The following is a 22,645-nucleotide window of genomic DNA, read 5'->3' on the forward strand; positions in this document are numbered from 1 at the left end:
CCGTAAATAGCAGGCGAAAGTATAGCCTGTCCAAGGGACCTGAGTCGGCAAAAATTAACCCATTGCAATTTCTGTATCAGGCGGCAGGCTGCCTCACTCCCTGCAGGGGAATCTGCAGGGCCAGGCGGCAGCCGGCGCCCGACGCGGGCAAGCCCACCTCGAAGTGCCCGCCCAGCGCCGTCACCCGCTCGGCAATGCCGATCAGGCCAAAACACTGCTTCTTGCGCTGCTGCTGCGGCGTGATGCCGATGCCGTTGTCGCTGATGGTCACGTACACGGCGCAGGCATCCGAACTGAGCTCGATCTCGACCTGGCTGGCCTGGGCATGGCGCATGACGTTGCTGAGCGCTTCCTGCACGATGCGGAACAGCACGATCTCGGCCTGGCTGCCGATGGCGGCAAACAGCGCCTCGTCGCGTATCAGCAGGCGGCAGGCGACGCCGCTGCGCTTGCGGAAGTCGCCCACCTGCCATTCGATAGCGGCCTGCAAGCCCAGGTCCAGCGCCATCGGGCGCAGTTCGTTGATGATGCCGCGCACGCTCTTGATGGTCGTGTCGACATTGCTGAGCACAGCGCCGACGCGGCCGTGCAAGCGTGGATGGGAACCCTCGGTGCGGGCGCTGAGCATGGAGATATCGATGCGCAGCGCCAGCAGGTTTTGCCCCAGTTCATCGTGAATATCGCGCGAAATGCGCTTGCGCTCGTCTTCCTTGGCCGTTTCCAGGTGCAGGGCAAGCTGGCGCAGCTGCGCGTGCGACTGGCGCAAGGCGCCATCCATCAGCTTGCGTTCCGTAATGTCCGTGTGCGCCACCACCACGCGCAACGGCCCTTCGCCGAGGAAACGGCTGATCCTGGCCTGCGACCAGCGGGGCCCCGAGCGCGTGGCAAACTCGTATTCGAGCGCAAACGTGTCGGCAGTGCCGGCAATGACGGAACGGATGCCGGCGGCCAGCTCGCGTCCGGCGCTGCGCTGCCAGCGCGGGTCGGTCTCGCAAAATTCCAGGTACTGCAGCGGCGGCTGCTTTTGCCCGACGAAGGCCAGGCAAGCCTGGTTCGCATGCACGACGCTGCCCGCCTGGTCCAGCACCAGCACCCGGTCCGTCAGCGAATCGATGGTGGCGTGAAAGAAGCGCTCGGCATCGCGCAAGGCTTCCTGCGCCCGCTCGCGCTGGTACACTTCCAGCTGCAGGTGCTGGTTGGCTCGCAGCAATTCAGCCGTGCGGTCGATGACCCGCTGGTCCAGCTCGCGGTGCAGTTCGCGCAAGTCCGCTTCGGCCAGCTTGCGCTCGGTGATATCGGAAAACACGCCGACAAAATGGCTGATGGCGCCATCGGCCATGCGCATGGGCGTGATCGACAGCGATTCGACGAAGCGCTCGCCATTCTTGCGCCGGTTCACCAGTTCGCCATACCAGCTGCCTTCCTCGTGCAGGCTGCGCCACATGGTTTCATAGAAATGCGGCAAATGCGTGCCGCCGCCGAGGAAGGACGGATCGCGTCCGATGGCTTCCTCGGCCTGGTAGCCGGTGATGGTGGTGAAGGCGGGGTTGACGGAAATGATGCGGTTGGCGCTGTCCGTCACCAGCACGCCTTCGCGTATGCTGTCGAGGATGACGAAGGCGCGCCGCAAGGCCGATTCGCGCGCGTGCTCGTCGCCGAGGTCCGTCACCAGCATGCGCGCCGTGGCGCTGTCCGCGTCGAAATTGGCTTCGATGCGCACCATGCCGCCCATGCCGCCCGCCTCGCCTTCGAACAGTTGCGCCTCGAGCACCTGGCGCGCGCCGCTGTTGAAGACGGTGTCGAGGAAGCGGCGGAAGCCGCCCTGCGCCTGGGGCGCGACGAATTGCTCGAAGCGCCGCCCCAGCAGCTGGTTCTTGTCGCGCTGCAGCAAGCCGCAGGCGGCCACGTTGACACGCGTGATCACGCCCTCGCGCGCCAGCGAGAAGTAGCTGACAGGCGCCTGTTCATACAGCTGCGCATAACGGTCGCGGCTGCTTTCATATTCATTCTTCAGCTGCTCGAGCTCGGCCAGGGCCGCGCTCTGCATTTCCAGCTCGATCTGACTGACCTGCAATTCATGCAGCTGGCGCATCACCTCCTCATTCGACTGCGGCGGCGCTACGGACTGGCGCTGCTCCGCCGCCAGTTGTTCGGCCTGCTCTCGCAACCTGGCCGGCACGCTCTCCTCGTCGAATGGTTCGCTCATGAGGCGCTCTCCCCTGCTTTCCCGTCTGCCGCGGCGCCGGACTGGATCTGGCGCAGCTGGGCTTCCAGCAGCTTCGATTCCGTGATGTTGATGAAGGTCACGACCACGCCATCGATCACGTTTTCGATCGTGCGGTACGGCATGATACGTACGTTGTACCAGCGCCCGTTCTTGGTCGGCACTTGCCGTTCGCAAAACACCAGGCTGCGGATCACTTCGAGCGCATCGTCTTCCAGGCCCGGATAATCGAGGTCGTTGACGATGTCGCTGAGCGGGCGGCGCAAGTCCGTCTGGATCAATTTGTAGATTTGCGTGGCCGGCGCCGTGAAGCGGCGGATGCGCAAATCGCTGTCGAGGAAGATGGTGGCGATATCGGTGCTGTTGAGCAGGTTTTTCATGTCGCTATTGACGAGCGACAAATCATCGACCTTCGATTGCAGCTCGGCATTGACCGTGTACAACTCCTCGTTGAGCGACTGCATCTCTTCCTTCGAGGTGGTCAATTCCTCATTCGTCGACTGCAGCTCTTCATTGGTCGACTGCAATTCTTCGTTGGCCGATTTCAATTCCTCGCGCGAGGTCTGCATCTCGTCGCGCACGGCCTGGATTTCATTGCGCGCCTGCGCCAGCTGCTGTTCCAGCTCCAGCACCTTGGGATTGGGCGAACGGCCGCGGCGCGCTTCGGCCACCAGGGGCACGCTGGAAAACGTGACAAAGACCATGCCGCGCAGGGATTCGGGCTGGCTCAGGGCTTCGGCGCTCAGGTCCACGCCCAGCGATTGCCCCAGGTGGTCCTTGACGACCAGGCCCTTCAGGCGTACCACGCTTTCGCTTTGCAGCGCCTGCTTGATCAGGCTGGCCAGCTCGTAACGCAAGCCTTCGCGCGCCATCGCGTGGATATTCCAGTTGGCCTTGCCGGCCGCCGGTTCGAGAAAGGCGCCCGTGCGGCCGTTGATGTACAGGATGTCGCCATCCTGGTTCAGCAGCGCGGCGGCCGGCGAATATTTCTGGAGCAATAATTGCTCGACATGGGATTGAATCTTTCCAGTCATGCTGACTTCTCTCGTGTCGCTAGGTGTAGGGGGGGATGCCAACGAAACCTTGGTGGGAAAATACGTGGGCAGGCGCTGGCGCGCCAGGTTGTCGAGGCGGCGGTACAGCCGGGTCGACGTGGTCAGCGGCGAAAACAGGTCGGAGAAATGACCGGGCGTATCGGCGCTGCCCAGCAGCAAAATCCCATCGCGGTTCAAGGCGTAATGGAACAGGGGAATCAAACGCTGCTGCAGCTTGGCATTCAGATAAATCAACAGATTACGGCAGCACAGGATATCGAGCTTGGTAAACGGCGGGTCCGAAATGATGTTTTGCTGGGCAAAGATGATCGTGTTGCGGATCTCTTTCTTCACGTGATAGCCGCTCTTGTCATTGATAAAGAAGCGCTCCAGCCGTTCGGCCGATACGTCGCTGATGATGCTGTGCGGAAAGCGCCCCTGGCGCGCGCGGTCGATGGCGTCGGCCGACAGGTCGGTGGCGAAGATCTGCAGGCTGTACTTCGACGGCGGGTTGATGCTGGCCACCACTTCATGGAACACCATGGCCAGCGAATACGCTTCCTCGCCCGTGGAACAGGCGGGCACCCAGGCCTTGAAGGCGCGTCCGTCCGGGTGGGCGGCCAGCATTTGCGGCACGACCACCATCTTCAGGTATTCCCACACTTTCGGGTCGCGGAAAAAGCTCGTCACGCCGATCAGCAATTCCTTGAACAGCAAGTCGATTTCGGCGGGATTGGCGCGCAAATACGGCACGTATTCTTCCATCGACGTCATCTGGTACAAACTCATGCGCCGTTCGATGCGCCGCAATACCGTATTGATCTTGTAATCGGTAAAGCTGTTGCCCGTATGCTCGGACAGCAAGGCGACGATTTCCTGCAGGGAATTGCGCCCGTTCGGCTCATGCCCCGGCAAGCTGAGGAAACTGCTGCGGAACAGGTAGGTGATGATCTTGTCCGGCATCTTGTCGGGAAAATCGACGAGGTCCACCACTTCGGCGGCAATCGCGCTTTGCGGCATCATGTCGAACTTGGCCGTGTCGGGATGCTGGGCCAGGGTCAGGCCACCCGCCTGCTTGATGGCCTGCAAGCCGCGCGTGCCGTCGCTGCCCATGCCGGAAAAGATCACGCCGACGGCCAGTTCGCCCAGCTCGCTGGCCAGGCTCTCGAAAAAGGTATTGATGGGCAGGCGGTGGCCGCGCAGCTGCACCGGCTCGCTGAGCACGAAACGGCCCTTGGACAGGCCCAGGTCGGCATTCGACGGGATCACATAGATATGGTTCGGGCGCAACTCCGCCTGGTGCGTGATTTCCGCGACGGGAATGCTGGTGGCGCGCTGCAGCAATTCCGGCAGCATGGCCTTTTGCGTGGGATCAAGGTGCTGGATCACCACATAGGCAATCCCGCTTTCCTGCGGCACGTTCGCCAGAAAAGCGACGATGGGATCGAGCCCGCCGGCGGAAGCGCCGATGGCCACCACGGGGAAAACGATGGTGGCCACTTCGGGGACGGAAGCATTGCTGTGTTTACTGCGTGTCATCGTCGGCAAGATAGCAGCCACGGCCAAACCGTCAGGCTGGGAATTGATAATCTTGCATTCTAGCACTCAAGATGGGCAGGAAAACGCGAATTTGGCGCAGGTTTTTCGGCCTGCGCCAGCCTGTCCCCTTACTGCGCCTGCGGCACGTGCCAGCCGCCGCCCAGCGACTGGATCAGGGCCACGGCCGTCGTCTGGCGATCCGCCTGGGCCTGCACCAGCGAACGGCGCGCCGACAGGGCCGTCACTTGCGCCGTCACCACGTCCGTGTAGCCGACCTGGCCCGCGTTGTAGCGGTTCAGCATCTGCTGTTCGACCTGGTCGGCGGCCGACGACGCCTGCTGGCGCAAGGCCAGCTGCTCGGCCAGCGCGCGCGTGGCCGACAACTGGTCTTCCACGGCGCCGAAAGCACTGAGCACCGTCTGGCGGTAGCGCGCCACGGCCGCCTCATGGCCCGCCTTGGCCGCGTCCACGCTGGCCGTGGTGGCGCCCGCGTTGAACAGCGTTTGCGCGGCCGACACACCCAGCGACCACAAGCTGCTTGAAGCGTTGAACAGGTCGCCCACCTTGCTGGCGCCGGAACCGTAGGAACCCGTCAGGTTCAGGCTCGGATAGTAGGCCGAGCGGGCGATGCCGATCTGCTCATTGGCCACGGCCACCCTGCGCTCGGCGGCGGCGATGTCGGGACGGCGCTGCAGCAGGGTCGATGGCACGCCCAGCGGCACCTCGGGCACGGTCAGGGTCCACGGCGCCACGGCCAGGCTGAAGTCGGACGGCGCGCGGCCCAAGAGAATGGCGATCGCGTGTTCGAGCTGGGCGCGGGCGCGCGTCTGACTCGACAGGTCGATCTGCGCATTGGCCAGCTGCGTCTGCGCCTGCAGCAGGTCGGACTTGGCGGCGATGCCCGAGTTAAAACGGTTGCCGGTGATCTCGAGCACGCGCTTGTAGCCATCGATGGTGGCATTCAGCAGCGCGATCTGCGCATCGCTCTGGCGCAGCGAAAAGTAATTGGTGGCCAGCTCGCCCTGCGCCGACAGGCGCGCGGCGGCCAGGTCGGCCGCGCTGGCGCTGGCGCTGGCATCGGCCCCCGTCACGCCGGCGCGCAGCTTGCCCCACACGTCCGGTTCCCACGACGCGCCGATGGCGGCCTTGAAGTTGTTGTTCGTCTGCTGCTCGCCGCCGCCACCGGAACGGGCGCCGCTGCCCGTCAGGTTCACGGTGGGGAACAGCGAGGCGCGCTGTTCGCGCACCAGCGCGCGCGCCTGCTCGTAGGAAGCGATGGCGGCCGCCACGTTCTGGTTCGATATGTCGATGCCTTCGGCCAGCTGGTTCAGCTGCGCGTCGCCGAACAGGGTCCACCACGGCCCCCGCTCCAGGGTGTCGGCCGGCGCGGCGGGCTGCCAGCCAGCCGCCTCCTTGAACGCTTGCGGCGCGGCGGCCGTCGGCGTTTCATACGCGGGGCTGACGGCGCAGCCGGCAAGGAGAACTGCCGCGGCCAAAGCCAGCAGGCGGCGTGCGGGGACGGCGGAGGAAATAGGTTTTACTTGCTTCATGATTGTGTGCTCGGGTTATCTGGCCCAGGAATGCGGCTCAATTGCTGCTCGTCGGCGCTGCGCGTGCGCAGCTTGTCGAGCAGGATGTAGACCACCGGGGTGGTCAGCAATGTGAGTAACTGGCTGGCAATCAGGCCGCCGATGATGGCGACCCCCAAGGGCTGGCGTAGCTCTGACCCCTCGCCGAAACCGATCGCCAGCGGCAAGGCGCCAAGCGCCGCCGCCAGGGTGGTCATCAGAATGGGGCGGAAACGCAGCAAACATGCCTCGCGCACCGCTTCCACCGCTGTCAGTCCGCGCGAACGCTCGGCCTCCAGCGCGAAGTCGATGATCAATATAGCATTTTTCTTGACGATACCGATCAACAGGAACACGCCGATCAGGGCGATGATGGAAAACTCCATGCGGAACAGCAGCAGCGCCAGCACGGCGCCCACCCCCGCCGAGGGCAAGGTCGACAGCACGGTGACGGGGTGGATCAGGCTTTCGTACAGGATGCCCAGCACGATGTAGATCACCACGATGGCCGCCAGGATCAAGAGCGGCTGCTCCTTGTTGCTGTCCTGCGCGCTCTTGGCCGAGCCCTGGAAGCTGCCGTGCACGTTCACCGGCATGCCGATTTCCGACTCCGCCTGGGCCACGGCCGCCTGCCCGTCGCTGAGCGGATAGCCGTCGGCCAGGTTGAACGACACGGTGGTGGCCAGTTCGCCGCCCTGGTGGTTGATGGACGTGGCCGTCGAGCTTTCCGCGAAGCTGCTGAACGAGGACAGCGGCACCATCTTCGCCAGGGTGGTGCTCAGGGCCGAGCCGCTGGACGGGTCGCGCGCCGCCGTCGTATTCGACGTCGTCGCGGCCACGCTGGTGCTGGACGCGGCGGCGCTGGCGGCCGTCGTTCCGGTGGCGGCGACGGCTGCCGCATTCGACGCCGGCACATACACGGAGCGCAACGCTTCCGGGCTTTGCGCGTAGCGCGGCGCCACTTCCATGATCACGTGGTACTGGTTCAGCTCATCGTAGATGGTCGCCACCTGGCGCTGGCCGAAGCTGTTGTACAGCGCATTGTCGATATCCTTCACCTGCACACCCAGTTGCGTGGCGCGGTCCTTGTCGATGCTGACAAACGTTTCCACGCCGTTTTCCGCCTGATCCGTGTCGACGTCGATCAGGGCCGGCTGCAGCTTCATCTGGTCGGCCAGCTTCGCCGCCCACTTCTTCAGGTCCGCCTGGTTGTCGCTGATCAGGGTGTACTGGTACGTGGAATTGCTCGATCGCCCGCCCATGCGCAAATCCTGTACGGGGTTGAGGAACAGCGAAATGCCCGTCACCTTGGCCAGTTGCGGACGCAGGCGGGCGATCACGGCTTGCCCCTTGTCCGTGCGCTGCGACGCGGGTTTCAGGTCGATGAACATGAAGCCGCCCCCTGCCCGTCCGCCGCCCGTAAACCCCACGACGGTGGCGACGGCCGGGTCGTCCTTGATGATGTCGACCAGCTGGCGCAATTTACTCTGCATGGCCTGGAACGAGATGCTCTGGTCGGCGCGCATGCCGCCATTGATCTGGCCCGTGTCCTGCTGCGGGAAAAAGCCCTTGGGCGCGGCCGCGAACAGGTACACATTCAGGCCGACGACGAAGACGAGGATCGTCATCACCAGCGCGGCGCTCGACAGCGCCCAGTCCAGGCAGTGCTCGTAGACTTTGAGCATGCGCTCGAAACCGCGCTCGAACCAGCGCGCCACTCTGCCTGGCGGCTGGTGCTGCTGCCCGCTTTTCAGCAGCCAGGCGCACATCATCGGCGTGGTGGTCAGCGAGATGACGAGCGAAATCATCACGGCGGCCGACAGGGTCACGGCGAATTCGCGGAACAGCCGCCCCACCTGCCCGCCCATGAACAGCAGCGGGATGAAGACGGCCACCAGCGACAGGCTGATCGACAGCACGGTAAAACCCACTTCGCGCGCGCCCAGCAGGGCCGCCTTGAAACGGTCCATGCCGGCCTCGATGTGGCGCTGCGTATTTTCCAGCACCACGATGGCGTCATCGACGACAAAGCCCGTGGCCACCGTGAGCGCCATCAAGGAAAGGTTATTCAGGCTGAAACCCAGCATGTACATCACGCCGAAGGTGCCCAGCAGGGAAACGATGGTGGCCACGGCCGGGATGATGGTGGCGCGCACGCTGCGCAAAAAGGCGCTGACCACCAGCACGACGAGCACGATGGACAGGATCAAGGTGAATTCGATTTCGTGCAGCGACGAGCGGATGGAGTTGGTGCTGTCGGACGCCACCTGCAGCTTGATGTCGCCCGGCAGCTGCGCCTGCAGTTGCGGCAGCAGCGCGCGCACGCCGTCCACCGTGGCGATGACGTTGGCGCCGGGCTGGCGCGTGATCAGCACGATGACGGCCGGGTCGCCATTGAACAGGCCCAGGGTATTCGTGTTTTCCACGCCGTCGACCACGTCGGCCACGTCGTCGAGGCGGATGGCGGCGCCATCGCGCCAGGCCACGACCAGGCTGCGGTAGTCGGCCGCGCTGCGTCCGCCCGAAGCCGTCGCCGCGCCCGAATAGATCTGCAGGCTGCGCTCGTCGCCGGAAATGGCTCCCTTGGGGCGGTTTGCGTTGCTGGCCTGGATGGCCGCGCGCACGTCCTCCATCGACAAGCTGTAGTGATTGAGCTGGTACGGCAGCAGTTCCACGCGCACGGCGGGCAGCGAACCGCCGCCCAGTTCCACGTCGCCCACGCCTTTGACTTGCGCCACCTTTTGCTGCACCAGGTTCGACACGGCATCGTAGATCTGGCCCGGCGTGCGCGTCTTCGACGTCAGCGCCAGGATGATCACGGGCGCGTCGGACGGATTGGCCTTGCGATAGGTGGGATTGCTGCGCAAGGTGGCCGGCAAGTCCACGCGCGCGGCGGCAATGGCCGCCTGCACTTCGCGCGCGGCCGAATCGATCTTGCGGTTCAAGTCGAACTGCAAATTGATGCGCGCCGAGCCCGTGCCCGACGACGACGTCATCTCGTTCACGCCCGAGATCACGCCCAGGCGCCGTTCCAGCGGCGTGGCCACCGACGTGGCCATGGTCGCGGGGCTGGCGCCGGGCAGGCTGGCGCTGACGGAAATGGTCGGATAATCGACCTGCGGCAGCGGCGAGACGGGCAGCACGAAGAAGGCGCCGATGCCCGCCAGCGCGATGCCGATGGTCAGCAGCACGGTGGCGATGGGACGCTTGACGAACGGTTCGGACAGGTTCACGCGGCGCTCCCCGCGTTATCGGCCGGCTTGTCCAGCTTCACCCCGGGCGTCTTGCGCGCAAAGCGCTGGCCCAGGCGGTCGAAGCCCAGGTAGATGACGGGCGTGGTAAACAGGGTCAGCACCTGGCTGACGATCAGGCCGCCGAAGATGGCCAGGCCCAGCGGACGGCGCAACTCGGCGCCTTCGCCCCAGCCCAGCATCAGCGGCACGGCCGCGAACAGGGCCGCCAGGGTCGTCATCAGGATCGGGCGGAAGCGCAGCAGCGCCGCCTGGTGGATGGCTTCCTGCGGACTTTTCCCCTCGTCGCGCTCGGCCTCGATGGCGAAGTCGATCATCATGATGGCGTTCTTCTTGACGATGCCGATCAGCAGGATGATGCCGATGATGCCGATCACGCCCAGGTCCTGCCCCGAGATCATCAGCGCCAGCAGGGCGCCCACGCCGGCCGACGGCAGGGTCGACAGGATCGTCAGCGGGTGGATGTAGCTTTCGTACAGCACGCCCAGCACGATGTACACGCAGACGACGGCGGCCAGAATGAGCCACAGCTGGTTCGACAGCGAGTTTTCATACGCGCCGGCCGCGCCGAGGAAGGTCAATGTCACCGATGGCGGCAAGGCGATGTCTTTCGCCGCCTGGCGGATGGCGTCGACGGCGCTGCCCAGCGCCACGCCTTGCGTCGTATCAAAGCCGAGCGTCGTGGCCGGATACTGCGCCACGTGCGTGATCTGCAGCGGCGCCTGTTTTTCGCTGACGCTGGCAAAGGCGGACAGCGGCGTCGACTTGCCGGAACCCGTGCGCACCTGCAGGTCCGACAGGTCGGACGGCGTCGTGACGATGCCCGGCTGCGCTTCGAGGATCACGCGGTACTGGTTGGTTTCCGTGAAAATCGTCGAAATGATGCGCTGGCCGAAGGCGTTATATAAGGCGTCGTCGACGGTGGCCGTGGTGACGGACATGCGCGCGGCGCTGTCGCGGTCGATGGCGACCGTCACGGCGGCGCCCGTGGCGCCCGCATCCGTGACGACGTTGCGCAGCTGCGATTGCTCGCGCATGCGGGCGGCCAGCTTGCCGGCCCATTCGGTGACGGTGGCCGTATCGGCCCCTTCGAGCGAGACGCGGTACTGCGTCGGCCCCGATTCCGCATCGATGGTCAGATCCTGCGTCGGCTGCAGATACAGGGTCACGCCGGCCACCTTGGCCACGCGGTTGCGCAGGCGTTCCATGATCTCGTCCTGGGTGCCAGTGCGCGGACGCTTGAGATTGATCAGCATGCTACCCGTATGCAGCATGGTATTGTTGGCCGCATCGACGCCGACGAGGGAACTCAAGGTATCGACAGCGGGGTCTTCCAGCAGCGCGCTGGCAGCCGCCTGCTGCAAGGTGGCCATGCGCTCGTACGAGACGGCTTGCGAGGTTTCGATGCGCGCCTGCAGCTGGCCCGTGTCCTGCGTGGGGAACAGGCCTTTCGGAATCGTGATGTACAGGATGACGGTCAGCAGCAAGGTGGCCAGGGCGACGAGCAGGGTCAGGCCCTGGCGCTTCAGCACCCACACGAGCGCATGGTCGTACTGCACGATCACGCGGTCGAGGAACGCCTGGATGCGCTGGCCCGTGGCGCTGATTTTTTCATCGGCGTGGCTTTTCAGCCAGCGCGCCGACATCATCGGCACCAGGGTGAGCGACACCACGGCGGAAATCAAGATGGTGATGGCCAGGGTCATGGCAAATTCGCGGAACAATCGGCCCACCACGTCGCCCATGAACAGCAGGGGAATCAGCACGGCGATCAGCGAGACCGTCAGCGAGATGATGGTAAAGCCGATCTGCGACGCGCCCTTCAGCGCGGCGGCCATCGGCGTTTCGCCCTCCTCGATGTAGCGGGCGATGTTTTCGATCATGACGATGGCGTCGTCGACGACAAAGCCCGTGGCGATGGTCAAGGCCATCAGCGACAGGTTGTTCAGGCTATAGCCGAGCAGATACATGACGCCGCAGGCGCCGATCAGCGAAATCGGCACGGACAGGCTGGCGATCACGGTGGCGCGCATGCTGTGCAGGAAGGCGAAGATCACCAGCACCACCAGCAGCACGGACAACAGCAGTTCCATTTCCACGTGTTCGACGGAAGCGCGGATGCCCGTCGTGCGGTCGCTCAGCACGTCGAGCTTCATGGCCGCCGGCAGGCTGGCCTGCAGGTCGGGCAGCAGCGCCTTGATGGCGTCCACCGTCTTGATGACGTTGGCGCCGGGCTGGCGCTGCACGTTCAGGATGATGGCCGGCTGCTTGCCCGACCAGGCACCGAGGCGCGTGTTTTCCGCACTGTCGACGACATTGGCCACGTCAGCCAGGCGCACGGGCGCGCCGTTTTTATACGTGATGATCAGGCGCTTGTAGTCTTCCGCCGTCACCAGCTGGTCGTTGGCGTTGATGGTAAACGAGCGCGTGGGACCGTCGAAACTGCCCTTGGCACTGTTGACGTTGGCCGCCGCGATGGCCGTGCGCAGGCTGTCGAGGCCCAGGCCGTAGGAAGCCAGCAACTTGGTGTCGCCCTGGATGCGCACGGCGGGACGCTGGCCGCCCGACAGCGAAACGAGGCCCACGCCGTTGACCTGGCTGATCTTCAGCGCCAGGCGCGTGTTGACGATGTTTTGCACCTGCGTCAGCGGCATCGTGTCCGAGGTGATCGCCAGGGTCAGCACGGGCGCGTCGGCCGGGTTGATCTTCGCGTACACGGGCGGCGCCGGCAAATCGGTGGGCAGCAAGGAGCCGCCCGCGTTGATGGCGGCCTGCACTTCCTGCTCGGCCACGTCCAGGGTCTGGCCCAGGGTGAATTGCAGGGTGATGAGGGAAACGCCGGCCGCGCTGGTGGAACTCATGCGCTGTAGACCCGACATCTGCCCGAACTGGCGCTCCAGCGGCGCCGTCACCGTCTGCCCCATGACTTCGGGACTCGCGCCCGGGTACAGGGTCTGCACCTGGATGGTGGGGAAGTCCACCTGCGGCAAGGCGGCCAGCGGCAGGAACTTGAAGCCGACCAGCCCCGCCAGCACGATGGCCAGCATCAGCAGCGCCGTGGCGACGGGGCGCTTGATGAACGGCGTCGATGGACTCATTGCGCTGCGCCCTTCGCCGGAGCGGTCGCCGGCGCACTGGCGGGAGCGGAGGCGGACGCCGAAGCGCTGGCCGCGCCGTCAGCATGCTGGCGGCGGTGGCGGCGTTCGCCGTTCGCGCCGGCAGCACCTGCGCCGCCCATGGCCGGCTTGTCGCCCGCCAGCGTGACTTTTGCGCCTTCCTTCAGGCGGTCGGCGCCTTCCGTGATGACTTGCTCGCCCGCTTCCAGGCCGGCGCGGATTTCCACCATGTCGGTAGTGGCCTGGCCCCGCGTGACCATGCGCACGGTGACGGTCTTGTCGGCCTTGAGCACATACACGAAGTCGCCGTTGTTACTGTGACGCAGGGCCGTGACGGGCACCAGCACGGCGCCCGTGATGTTGCCCAGTTCCAGCCGCACGTTGACGAACTGGCTGGGGAACAGCGCCATCTTGTCGTTCGTGTAGCGGGCCTTGGCGCGCACGGTGCCCGTCTGCACGTCGACCTGGTTGTCGAGCGCCGTCAGGCTGCCCTTGTCCAGGGTATGCGTGCGCGTGCGGTCCAGCGCCAGCGCCGCCAGGGCCGAACCGCCATTCAGGCGTTCCTGGATGGTCTGCACCTTATCCTGCGGCACGGAGAATTCCACGTCGATGGGCGAGAGCTGCGTCACGACCACCACGCCGCCCGCGTCGCTGGTGCTGACCAGGTTGCCGATATCGACCACCTTCAGGCCCGCGCGGCCGCTGATCGGCGACACCACCTTGGTGTAGCCGAGGTTCAGCCTGGCCGTGCCTTCGGCAGCGCGGTCCGTCATGACGGTGCCTTCCAGCTGCTTGACCAGGGCGGCCTGCGTGTCGACGTCCTGGCGCGCGATGGAATCCTGGCCCAGCAGGGTTTGATAGCGTTTCAGGGTCAAGCGCGCGTTTTCCAGCTGCGCTTCATCGCGCTGGCGCTGGCCCGTGGCCTGCATCAGCGCCATCTCGAACTGGGCCGGATCGATCTGCGCCACCACCTGGCCCGCCTTGACCATGCCGCCTTCCTTGAATTTCAATTCCTTCAAAATGCCCGACACTTGCGGGCGCACCGTCACGGTGGATGCGGCCGTCACCGTGCCCAGCGCATCGAGCACCACGGGCAGGTCGGACTTGACGGCCGTGGCCACGCCGACGGTGGTCGAGGGAGCGCCGCGGCGTCCGCCAGGCCCGCCGGGTCCGCCCGGGCCACCGGGACCGCCGGCACCACCCTGGGCGCTGGCGCCGGAATGGGTCAGGTACCAGGCACCGCCCCCCAGCGCCGCCATCACGGCCAGCGCGATGACCGTGCCGACGATTTTCGAACGGCGGCTGCGCCGCGGGGTATGGGGTGTTGTCTGCGAATCCATCGCTTATCCTTGTAGTGGCCGCTGGCACGGCGATTCTGTGGCGCCGGCCGAGGTGGAACACACTCAGGCCGGACGACCGTTTTTCGGGGTTGTTTCGGTACACAGCTGGGGAATCAAGAGCTGAAAATCAGCTGAAAAAACATCGCTCCCCAGCGTGAAACGACTCTAGCATAGTCATGTAACTGTTTCATTTCTACTTGAAACAATTACACACAGCCTGGCAGGCATGGGAGGACCAAGCGGGCCGGCAGGCGGGCCGACCCTGTGGGGTAACGGTGGAAAAATCAGGCTTGCGGGGCGTCATCGCCCGGCGTGCGCCAGACGCGGGCGACTCGCATGCAGATACAAACTCGCTACAAATCTCCCGCCAGCCGCCGTGACCTGACGCCGCGCGGGGATCAAGTGGTCACAGACGGCGGCGATTCTTTACCTGGATTTACAAGGTCATGCCGAGGATGACATCCTGGTAGTCGGTGCGGCCCACGCGGAAGGTGCGCCGGCCCACCTGGGCAAAGCCGCAGCGCGCATAGAACGCCAGCGCGTCGTGGTTTTCCGCATACACGCCCAGCAGCACGCGCCCTGCCCCGCCGGCGCGCGCTTGGCTCAGCGCCGCCTGCATCAGGCGCTGGCCCACGCGCTGGCCCTGGAAGCGGTGCAGCAGGTAGATGCGCTTGATTTCCACGTCGTCCGGACGCGGGTCCGCCACCGGCAGGCCGGCGGGACTGAGCACCAGATAACCCACGGGTGCGCCGCCCGGCGTAGCCTCGGCCAGCCATGAACGCATGGCCGGCAGCGCCAGCCAGTCGCGGTACAACTGCGCGTCATGCTGGCGCTGGCAATGGGCGATGACGTCGGCGCCATCGAGGATGCCGGCGAACGCTTCCAGGAAGGTGGCCTGACCCACCAGCGCCAGCGCCTGTTCATCGCCTTTCACGCAAGGTCGGATGGCGATCGCGCTATCCGTATCGCCGCTCATGTCGCTTGCCATAGTCTGCTCCTCAAGGAAAACAAGCCGGGCGAAGCCGGCTTGGGGATGTCATCTATATTGCCGTGTAAGGCCTGACCTTACTTGCCGCCCAAAGGCACCTCGCACAGGCAGTGCGTAAGCGCCATGAACGGTTTGCGCTCGCGCGTGATGCCCGACAGCCAGGAGAGGTCCTGCGCCATGCCCAGCGCCGCATCGGCCGGCAAGCCCGTGCCGGCCAGGCCCAGTTTCACGTGCTCGCCCAGCCCCAGCGAGGCCATGGCCTTGGAGCCGAACATGCCGATCAGGCGGTCGACGTTCGACGTTTCCTGTTCCAGATAGGTCACGCGGTAGTCGGCGCCCAGATTGGCGCGCTTGGCTGCCGATGCCAGCGCATCGCCATAGCTGCCGATGCGGTCGACCAGGTTGCGCTCTTTCGCCTGCAAGCCGGTCCAGACGCGGCCCTGCGCCACTGCATCGATCTTTTCCGGCGTCGTCTTGCGCGCCTTGGCGGCCAGGCTCAGGAAGTCGCCATACACGTGGTTGATCGAGCCCTGGATCACTTCGGCGAAGCGGGGATCGAGCGGGCGCAAGGGGTTGCCCGCGTCGGCCAGCCACGTGGTCGGCGAGCCGGCCGTGTGGATACCCAGCTTTTCCACCACCTTGTCGGCCGTCGGCAGGATCGCGAACACGCCGATGGAACCCGTGATGGTGGCCGCGTCGGCGATCACTTCATCGGACGAGGTGCTGATCCAGTAGCCGCCCGAAGCGGCCACGTTGCCCATCGAGACGACCACCGGCTTGCCGGCGGCGCGCGTCAGTTCCAGTTCGCGGCGGATCAGTTCCGAGCCGAAGGCGCTGCCGCCCGGCGAATCGACGCGCAGCACGACGGCCTTGATCGACTTGTCTTCGCGCGCCTGGCGGATCAGGCGCGAGGTGGACAGGCCGCCGATGGCGCCCGGCGGCGCGATGCCGTCGCCGATTTCGCCCGAGGCGATGACCACGCCGACGGCGTCGCCGATGTGCACGGGGCGCAGACGCGCCAGGTAATCGGTGTAGTTCACCTGGCGGAAGTTCGTGCCTTCCGTGTTCTTGGCGCCGCGCGCCATCATGAACTGGCGCAGCTCATCGCGCGTTTTCAGGCCGTCGACCAGTTTTCCATTGAGCGACAGCTTGGCAATGTCGCCACCGGCAGCCGTCATCAAGGCTGGCAGGTTGTCGATCGTTTGCATGATCGCGCCGGCCGGCAGCTTGCGCGCCTTTTCCACATCCGTCGTGTAGGTGGTCCACAGGCCGTTGTTCAGGTAGCGGTCCGCTTCAGCCGCCGCTTCGGACGGGCCGTTGGCGATGAAAGGCTCGGCCGCGCTTTTATACGTACCGACCTTCAGCAGGTTGACCGTCACGCCCACCTTGTCGAGCGCGTCGCGGTAGTAATTGCGGTAGCGGCCAAAGCCTTCCAGCATGACGCCGCCCATCGGGTGCAGGAATACCTCGTCGGCCTTCGCCGCCACCAGGTACTGGCGCTGGTTGTAGCTCGAACCCCAGGCCGTGACTTTCTTGCCCGTGGCGCGGAAGCGTTCCACGCCGGCCGCCACTTCGCGCAGCGACGCCAGGCCGCCGCCCTGCAATTCGTCGAGCAGGATCACCATGGAACCGATGTTCTTGTCCTTGCCGGCCGTGTCGAGCACGGCCAGCACGTCGCGCAGCTGCACGCTTTTCTTGACTTCGCCGCTGACATTGGCCAGCACGGCTTCGCGCACGCCGCCCGGGGTTTCCTCGACCAGCGGGCCTTGCAAGTCGAGTACCAGGGTGGTCTTGTCCGCCAGGGGCTTGGCGCCGCCGCCAAAGATGGCGATCAGGATGGCGATGACGATCAGCAGGAAAATCAGGTTGATGACCGCGCGGCGGGTGGCGTCCAGCGCGCGCCAGAATGCGCCAAAGCCGCGGCGTAGCGGCGGGAAGGGGTTGAGTGACATCGATGCTCCGTGAGGTTATGTACCTAAAGGAAATCAATATAGCTGAAAATGGCCTCGATCGCCTTGGGATTCGTCTTATTTTGACAAGTATTGCGGGTCCTGGCCGCCCTGCCCTGGCGGCGTGGAAATGAGGAACAGGCCAGCGAGTACCAGGGCGCCGTTCAGGATCAGCAGTTCCAGGCCGATGCGGTAATGCTCGAACAGCCGCGCCTGCTCCCCTTCGATCAGCGCGCACAGCAGCGGCCCGGCCACGGCCACCAGCGGCACCCAGCGGTCGCGTACGCCGCGCCGGCTCAGCAGGCCGAAGGCGAACAGACCCAGCAGCGGACCATAAGTATAGCTGGCCAGCTTCAGGATCACGCCTATCATGCTGGGGTCATCCAGCCATTTGAAGGCCATGATCAGGATCAGGAACAGGGCGGCGAACCCCAGGTGCACACGGCGGCGCCAGCGCATCTGCGCGGCCGCGCTCAAATCCTGCCTGCGCTGCACGCCCAAAATATCGATGCAAAAGGTGGACGTCAGCGCCGTCAATGCCCCATCCACGCTGGGAAACAGGGCGGAAATGAGGGCGATGAAAAAAATCAGCTGCACCACGGCGGGGAAATGCCCCAGCACGACGGCGGGGAACAGTTTATCGCCTGTCGCCGTCACGCCGGCCAGCGGCGCGTACAGGTGCAGCAAGCCGCCGAGGAAGAGGAACAGCAGCAGCACGCCGGTCAGCACCACGGTCAGGCTCAGCATGTTCTTTTGCGAATCGCGCAAGGTGCGCACGGAAATGTTCTTTTGCATCATTTCCTGGTCCATGCCCGTCATGGCAATCGTGATGAACATGCCGGCAAGAATGTGCTTCCACACGTAGGCGGGGCTGTCCGGGTCGGTAGTGAACATGCGCGTGAGGCCTTGCGCGCGCATGCGTTCGAGGCTGTCGATGAGGGACAAGTCCATCTCTCGCAGCAAAAACACGCTGCAGATGACGAGGCCGGCCAGCATGCACGCCGTTTGCAGGGTATCGGTCCAGACGATGGTTTTCACGCCGCCCTCGTACGTGTACAGCAGGATCAGCAGCAGCACGACGCACGACGTCAACCAGAACGGCACGCCCAGGCTGTCGAGTATTGTTGCCTGCAGGATATTGACCACCAGATACAGCCGCGCCGTGGCGCCCAGCAGGCGCGAGACGATGAAAAACGCCGCCCCGCTCTGGTAGGAGCGCCGGCCCAGGCGCACTTCCAGGTAGCGGTAAATGGAAGTGAGCTGCAGCCGGTAATACAGCGGCAGCAAAATAAACGTGATCGCCAGGTAGCCGAGCACATAGCCGATCATCAGCTGGATGTAGCCGAAACCGTTGCTGCCCACGGCGCCGGGCACGCTGATGAAGGTGACGCCCGTAAGCGTGGTGCCGACCATGCCGAAGGCCACCAGCATCCAGTTGCTGTCCTTGTTGCCGATGAAAAAACTGTCGTTGGTGGCATGGCGCGAGGTGCGCCACGCCACGCCCAGCAGGATCAGGAAATACGCGAGGACGACGGCAAACAGGATCGCTGGGGACATGGCAGATACGGTACTGAGCTAAGGTGGGCGGCAATATACACCGGATTGCCGCGCCCGTTGCTGGAGGCGGCTAAAAGCGCCCCCCCCAGCCAGCCGCCACACTAGCCGCCCGAGGCACGCCGCGCGGCATGCAGCGCGGCCAGCGCCGTTCTGAAGTGCACATTCGGCGTTTCCTGGCAGAAGTTGTCTGCCGCGCCGCTGCCGTCCAGCAGCGGGCTCACCAGCGGCGCATAATGCATGCCCTGGCGCAATGGGCCAAGCTGGCTTTCGACGGCCTGCAGGCGACGCGCATCGACCAGGGCAAAGCGCTCGGTCAGCACCTGTGCGAACAGTTCCTGTGCGCTATGCGCAAGCACGAACGATTCGAAGGTATCGATGGCGAACAGCAAATAGAGCACGCTGTCGCCATCGTGGCGGTAGCCGAGCTGATCGCCAAAGCAGGTTTCGGCAAAGAACACGGGACCGCCCTCTGCCGGGCACGGGAAAATCTCCGTCCAGAAATCTTGACGGTTCCACTCCTGCAGGCAATCGCGCGGCGCCGGCGTTGCGCCGTCACCAAAAAAGTACAGATCGTTGCGGCCGAAATAGCCGCCGCCCACCTGCCGCAGAAATGCCGCGAGGTCGTCGGGCAAGGCCACGCCCAGTACGTGCGCCGTAAAGGCAGCCAGCTTGCCGGCATCGGCGCTCACGCGCTGCGCCGGGGGAAACGCGTGTAAAAACGCCTGGTACTCGACATCCATGCACATTGCTCCATTAGTTTTCGGTACGGTCATTGACGGTGGATAACTCAGCAGCCGCTCGGTTTGACTTTCTCCACTTCCAGGCCGAACCACGGGCGCAAACGCGTGCCGATGACATTGCCCAGGAAGGCGCAGACCAGCCACAGCCAACCGTGCAGGCTGCCCGAGATGATGCCGCTGAAATACGCGCCGATGTTGCAGCCGTAGGCCAGGCGCGCGCCATAGCCGAGCAGCAAGCCGCCAACGACGGCGGCGATGATCGAGCGGCGCGGGATGCGCCACACGGGCGCGTAGCGGCCGGCCAGGGCCGCCGCCAGCATGGCGCCCAGCACGATGCCGATGTCCATCACGGAAGTCTTGTCTTGCGTCAGCGGCGCGGCCAGCGCGGCCGCGTTGGCCTTGGTCGACCAGTAGGCCCAGCTGGCAGTATCGATGCCGATCACGGATGCCGCTTTCGCGCCCCACAGGGCGAACGCGGACGTCACGCCCCATGGACGGCCCGACAGCGCCAGAGTGATGAAATTGAGCACGACGAGCGCGATGGCGCCCGCCACCAGCGGCCAGGGGCCGTGCAGCCACGGCGACGCCTGCGACGGGCGCAGGGGCGTCGCGACGAGCTTGCCATGACGGCGCTTTTCAACGAAGACCGTGATGCCGGCGATCAGCGCGAAGACGATCCAGTTCAGCGCCAGCGCGGGTACCAGGCCCAGGGTCGTGACGAGGGAAATGGGTTGAAGTTGCGGCAACGCCGTCCAGAACGGCATGTGCGCCGTACCGATGACGGAGCCGACGATGAAGGCGGCCAGCGTGATGAGCATGCGCGTGCTGCCCCCGCCCACCGTGTACAGCGTGCCGGAGGCGCAGCCGCCGCCCAGCTGCATGCCGATGCCGAAGATGAAGGCGCCGAAGATCACCGAGGTGCCGGCGGGAGACACGAGGCCGGCGACGGGCGTGCCGAACAGGGTGCCGGCCGACAGCGCGGGGAAGAACAGCGCCACGCCCACGGCCAGCATCAGCATTTGCGCGCGCAAGCCGTCGCCGCGGCCGTCGGCAATGAAGACGCGCCAGGCGGACGTAAAACCGAAGGCCGCGTGATACAAAGTGATGCCGAGCAAGGCGCCCACGACGTACAGCGCGGACTGGGTGGCGCCCACCGTCAGCGCCAGGTACCAGGCGCCGAGCACGATGAGCAACAGGGCGACGCCCAGCGGTTTCGGGTTGATGGCGGCGCGCAGGCGCAGCGGTGACATTGCGGTATCGGACATGGGGAGTATGGGCGAGAGAAAGGGAAACACCATTGTAAACCCTGCTCTCGCCCGTGCCAGCGACTTGCTTGCAGATCAAGCAGGCTTAATGTCCCACTGCATGGATCGATTTCTCGCCGCCGCTGCGCACAGGGATGGGATTCAAACGATCCATCCGGCCGCTCAAGGCCGTCAAGCCGAAGGCACCGAGCACGACCAGCGCGCCGATCCAGCCCGTGTGCACGAGGCCCAGGTGTTCCACGATCAGGCCGCCGCCCCAGGCGCCGCCGGCGATGCCAAGATTAAAAGCGGCGATATTCAGGCCCGATGCCACATCCACGGCGCGGGGCGTGAAGTGCTCCGCTTGCTGCACGACATACACTTGCAAACCGGCCACGTTACCGAAGGCCACGGCCCCCCACAGCAGCACGGTAATGACGACGAACACGGGATGCGGCGCCGTGAAGGTCAGCAGCAGCAAGACTGCGGACAGCAGCAAAAAGATCAGTTTCAGGGCACTCACTGGACCCTTGCTGTCGGCCAGCTTGCCGCCCCAGATATTGCCGAACGCCACGGACACGCCATACACGAGCATCACCGCGCCCACGGCGCCGGCGCTGAAACCCGACACTTGCTGCAAAATCGGCGCCAGATAGGTAAAGGCGATGAAGGAGCCGCCATAGCCGACGGCCGTCATGGCATACACCAGCAGCAGCCGGGGCTGGCCCAGCACCTGCACTTGCTGCAGCAGCGAGGCGGGCTTGCTGTGCTTGATGGTCGATGGCACGTACAGCAGGCTGCCGATGAACGCCACCAGACCCAGGGCCGAGACGGCGAGGAAGGTTTCGCGCCAGCCGAAATGCTGGCCGATGAAGGTGCCCAGCGGCACGCCTGTCACCAGGGCCACGGTCAAGCCCGTAAACATGATGGCAATCGCGCTGGCCGCCTTGTCCTTCGGCACCAGCGAGGTGGCGATGGTCGAGCCGATGGAAAAGAACACGCCATGCGCCAGCCCCGTCAGGATGCGGGCGACGACGAGGGTTGCATAGCCCGGTGATTTCCACGCCAGCAAATTGCCCAGGGTGAACAAGACCATCAACGACAGCAACAGGGTTTTGCGCGGAATCTTGCCCGTCAGGGCGGTCAGCACGGGCGCGCCGACGGCGACGCCCAGCGCATACAGGCTGACCAGCAGGCCGGCCGACGGCAGGTTGACGCCCAGGTCCGCGGCGATGGTGGGCAACAGTCCCACGATGACAAACTCGGTGGTTCCGATGGCAAAGGCGCTGAGGGTCAGCGCGAGCAAGGCAATGGGCATGGCAAACTCCGATAAATGATGTTGGCATGCAGTATCGGGGTTTTCTTTATTCCGAAAAATACCTGATCGGGAAGAAGATAATTGCGCTCAACTCAACAATGCAATGGTCTGCTACACTGGCCGCATCAACACGGGGTCACCACCATGAATTCAGAAAAACTGGCGCTGCTGGTCACGCGCGAAATGCCATACGGGAAATATCAGGGACGCTTGCTGGCCGATTTGCCGGGACACTACCTGGGCTGGTTCGCGCGCGAGGGCTTCCCCTCGGGCGAACTGGGCAGTTTAATTGCGCTGATGTACGAGCTCGACCACAACGATTTACGCAGCTTGCTCGACCCCTTGCGCACGCGCAAGTCGCCGTGGCGGCCCGGCGAATAAGACGGAGCTTAAATCGCGCGCAGCTTCTTCGCCAGCATGGCGCTGAACTCGCCATTTTCCACGAGCTTTTGCAGCTCGCTGGCGCCGCCGATGAGCACGCCATTGACGAAAATCATGGGAAACGTGGGCCAGCCCGTCCACATTTTCAAGGCATTGCGGCGGTGCCACTGGTTCAGATAGCTGCCGTATTGTAAGTACTGATAAGGCGTGCCCAGCACGTCGAGTATCTTGCGCGCCTTGCGCGGAAACGGGTTGAGCGCCATGCCGACCACCACCACCTGGTGCGCGGCGATGGCCGCCTGCACTTCGCGCACGATGTCCTGGTGCTTGCTGCCGATCAAAGGGCGGGCGGCGGGATGGATCTGGGCTTCGTCAAGGATGGCGCGGGTCATGAAA

The 22,645-nt window shown here is 64.8% G+C and carries 14 protein-coding genes; 1 reads left to right on the forward strand and 13 read right to left on the reverse strand.

The features are described 5' to 3' along the window. Positions 1–76 precede the first annotated feature (76 nt). The 12 genes from CSQ95_RS21165 to CSQ95_RS21220 form a co-directional block, all read right to left on the reverse strand. Positions 77–2,206: a PAS domain S-box protein gene (locus tag CSQ95_RS21165; protein ID WP_257218136.1), complete on the reverse strand. Its 2,130-nt coding sequence runs from the start codon at positions 2,204–2,206 to the stop codon at positions 77–79. Beyond that, positions 2,203–4,797 carry a chemotaxis protein CheB gene (locus CSQ95_RS21170; protein ID WP_099410996.1) on the reverse strand — a complete coding sequence of 865 codons (2,595 nt, stop codon included), beginning with the start codon at positions 4,795–4,797 and terminating at the stop codon, positions 2,203–2,205. The genes CSQ95_RS21165 and CSQ95_RS21170 overlap by 4 nt, the downstream gene beginning before the upstream one ends. Positions 4,798–4,925: 128 nt before the next feature. After that, entirely contained in the window at positions 4,926–6,347 is a 1,422-nt protein-coding gene (locus CSQ95_RS21175) for an efflux transporter outer membrane subunit (protein WP_180279122.1), read from the reverse strand. Next, on the reverse strand, positions 6,344–9,598 hold the full coding sequence (locus tag CSQ95_RS21180; RefSeq protein ID WP_099410933.1) for an efflux RND transporter permease subunit: 3,255 nt from the start codon (positions 9,596–9,598) through the stop codon (positions 6,344–6,346). Before CSQ95_RS21180 ends, CSQ95_RS21175 begins: the two co-directional genes overlap by 4 nt. Then, positions 9,595–12,714 carry an efflux RND transporter permease subunit gene (locus CSQ95_RS21185; protein WP_099410934.1) on the reverse strand — a complete coding sequence of 1,040 codons (3,120 nt, stop codon included), beginning with the start codon at positions 12,712–12,714 and terminating at the stop codon, positions 9,595–9,597. The genes CSQ95_RS21180 and CSQ95_RS21185 overlap by 4 nt, the downstream gene beginning before the upstream one ends. Then, on the reverse strand, positions 12,711–14,072 hold the full coding sequence (locus CSQ95_RS21190) for an efflux RND transporter periplasmic adaptor subunit (RefSeq protein WP_099410935.1): 1,362 nt from the start codon (positions 14,070–14,072) through the stop codon (positions 12,711–12,713). Before CSQ95_RS21190 ends, CSQ95_RS21185 begins: the two co-directional genes overlap by 4 nt. Positions 14,073–14,508: 436 nt before the next feature. After that, the gene (locus CSQ95_RS21195) at positions 14,509–15,060 is read right to left on the reverse strand and encodes a GNAT family N-acetyltransferase (protein ID WP_257218137.1); all 552 of its coding nucleotides are present in this window, start codon (positions 15,058–15,060) and stop codon (positions 14,509–14,511) included. A gap of 77 nt (positions 15,061–15,137) precedes the next feature. Continuing rightward, on the reverse strand, positions 15,138–17,012 hold the full coding sequence (gene sppA, locus CSQ95_RS21200; protein WP_099410937.1) for a signal peptide peptidase SppA: 1,875 nt from the start codon (positions 17,010–17,012) through the stop codon (positions 15,138–15,140). 75 nt (positions 17,013–17,087) lie between these two features. Then, on the reverse strand, positions 17,088–18,566 hold the full coding sequence (locus CSQ95_RS21205; protein WP_099410938.1) for a sodium:solute symporter: 1,479 nt from the start codon (positions 18,564–18,566) through the stop codon (positions 17,088–17,090). Between the two features lie 101 nt (positions 18,567–18,667). Further along, positions 18,668–19,306, reverse strand: a complete 639-nt coding sequence (locus tag CSQ95_RS21210) for an SMI1/KNR4 family protein (protein WP_099410939.1) — start codon at positions 19,304–19,306, stop codon at positions 18,668–18,670. A gap of 47 nt (positions 19,307–19,353) precedes the next feature. Then, a complete protein-coding gene (locus tag CSQ95_RS21215) occupies positions 19,354–20,571 on the reverse strand; it encodes a YeeE/YedE family protein (protein WP_099410998.1) in 1,218 nt (405 codons plus the stop codon). A gap of 85 nt (positions 20,572–20,656) precedes the next feature. Next, on the reverse strand, positions 20,657–21,868 hold the full coding sequence (locus CSQ95_RS21220) for an MFS transporter (protein ID WP_099410940.1): 1,212 nt from the start codon (positions 21,866–21,868) through the stop codon (positions 20,657–20,659). A 144-nt stretch (positions 21,869–22,012) separates the two neighbouring features. Between CSQ95_RS21220 and CSQ95_RS21225 the strand changes: the two genes are divergently transcribed. After that, positions 22,013–22,249: a DUF3820 family protein gene (locus CSQ95_RS21225; protein WP_034749909.1), complete on the forward strand. Its 237-nt coding sequence runs from the start codon at positions 22,013–22,015 to the stop codon at positions 22,247–22,249. 8 nt (positions 22,250–22,257) lie between these two features. Here the strand turns inward: CSQ95_RS21225 and CSQ95_RS21230 are convergent, their stop codons facing one another. Continuing rightward, positions 22,258–22,641, reverse strand: coding sequence for a glutaredoxin (locus CSQ95_RS21230; RefSeq protein WP_099410941.1), 384 nt, complete (start codon positions 22,639–22,641; stop codon positions 22,258–22,260). Between the last annotated feature and the right edge of the window lie 4 nt (positions 22,642–22,645).

Origin of the sequence: Janthinobacterium sp. BJB304 (assembly GCF_002735765.1) — a bacterium.
Classification (GTDB): Bacteria; Pseudomonadota; Gammaproteobacteria; order Burkholderiales; family Burkholderiaceae_D; genus Janthinobacterium.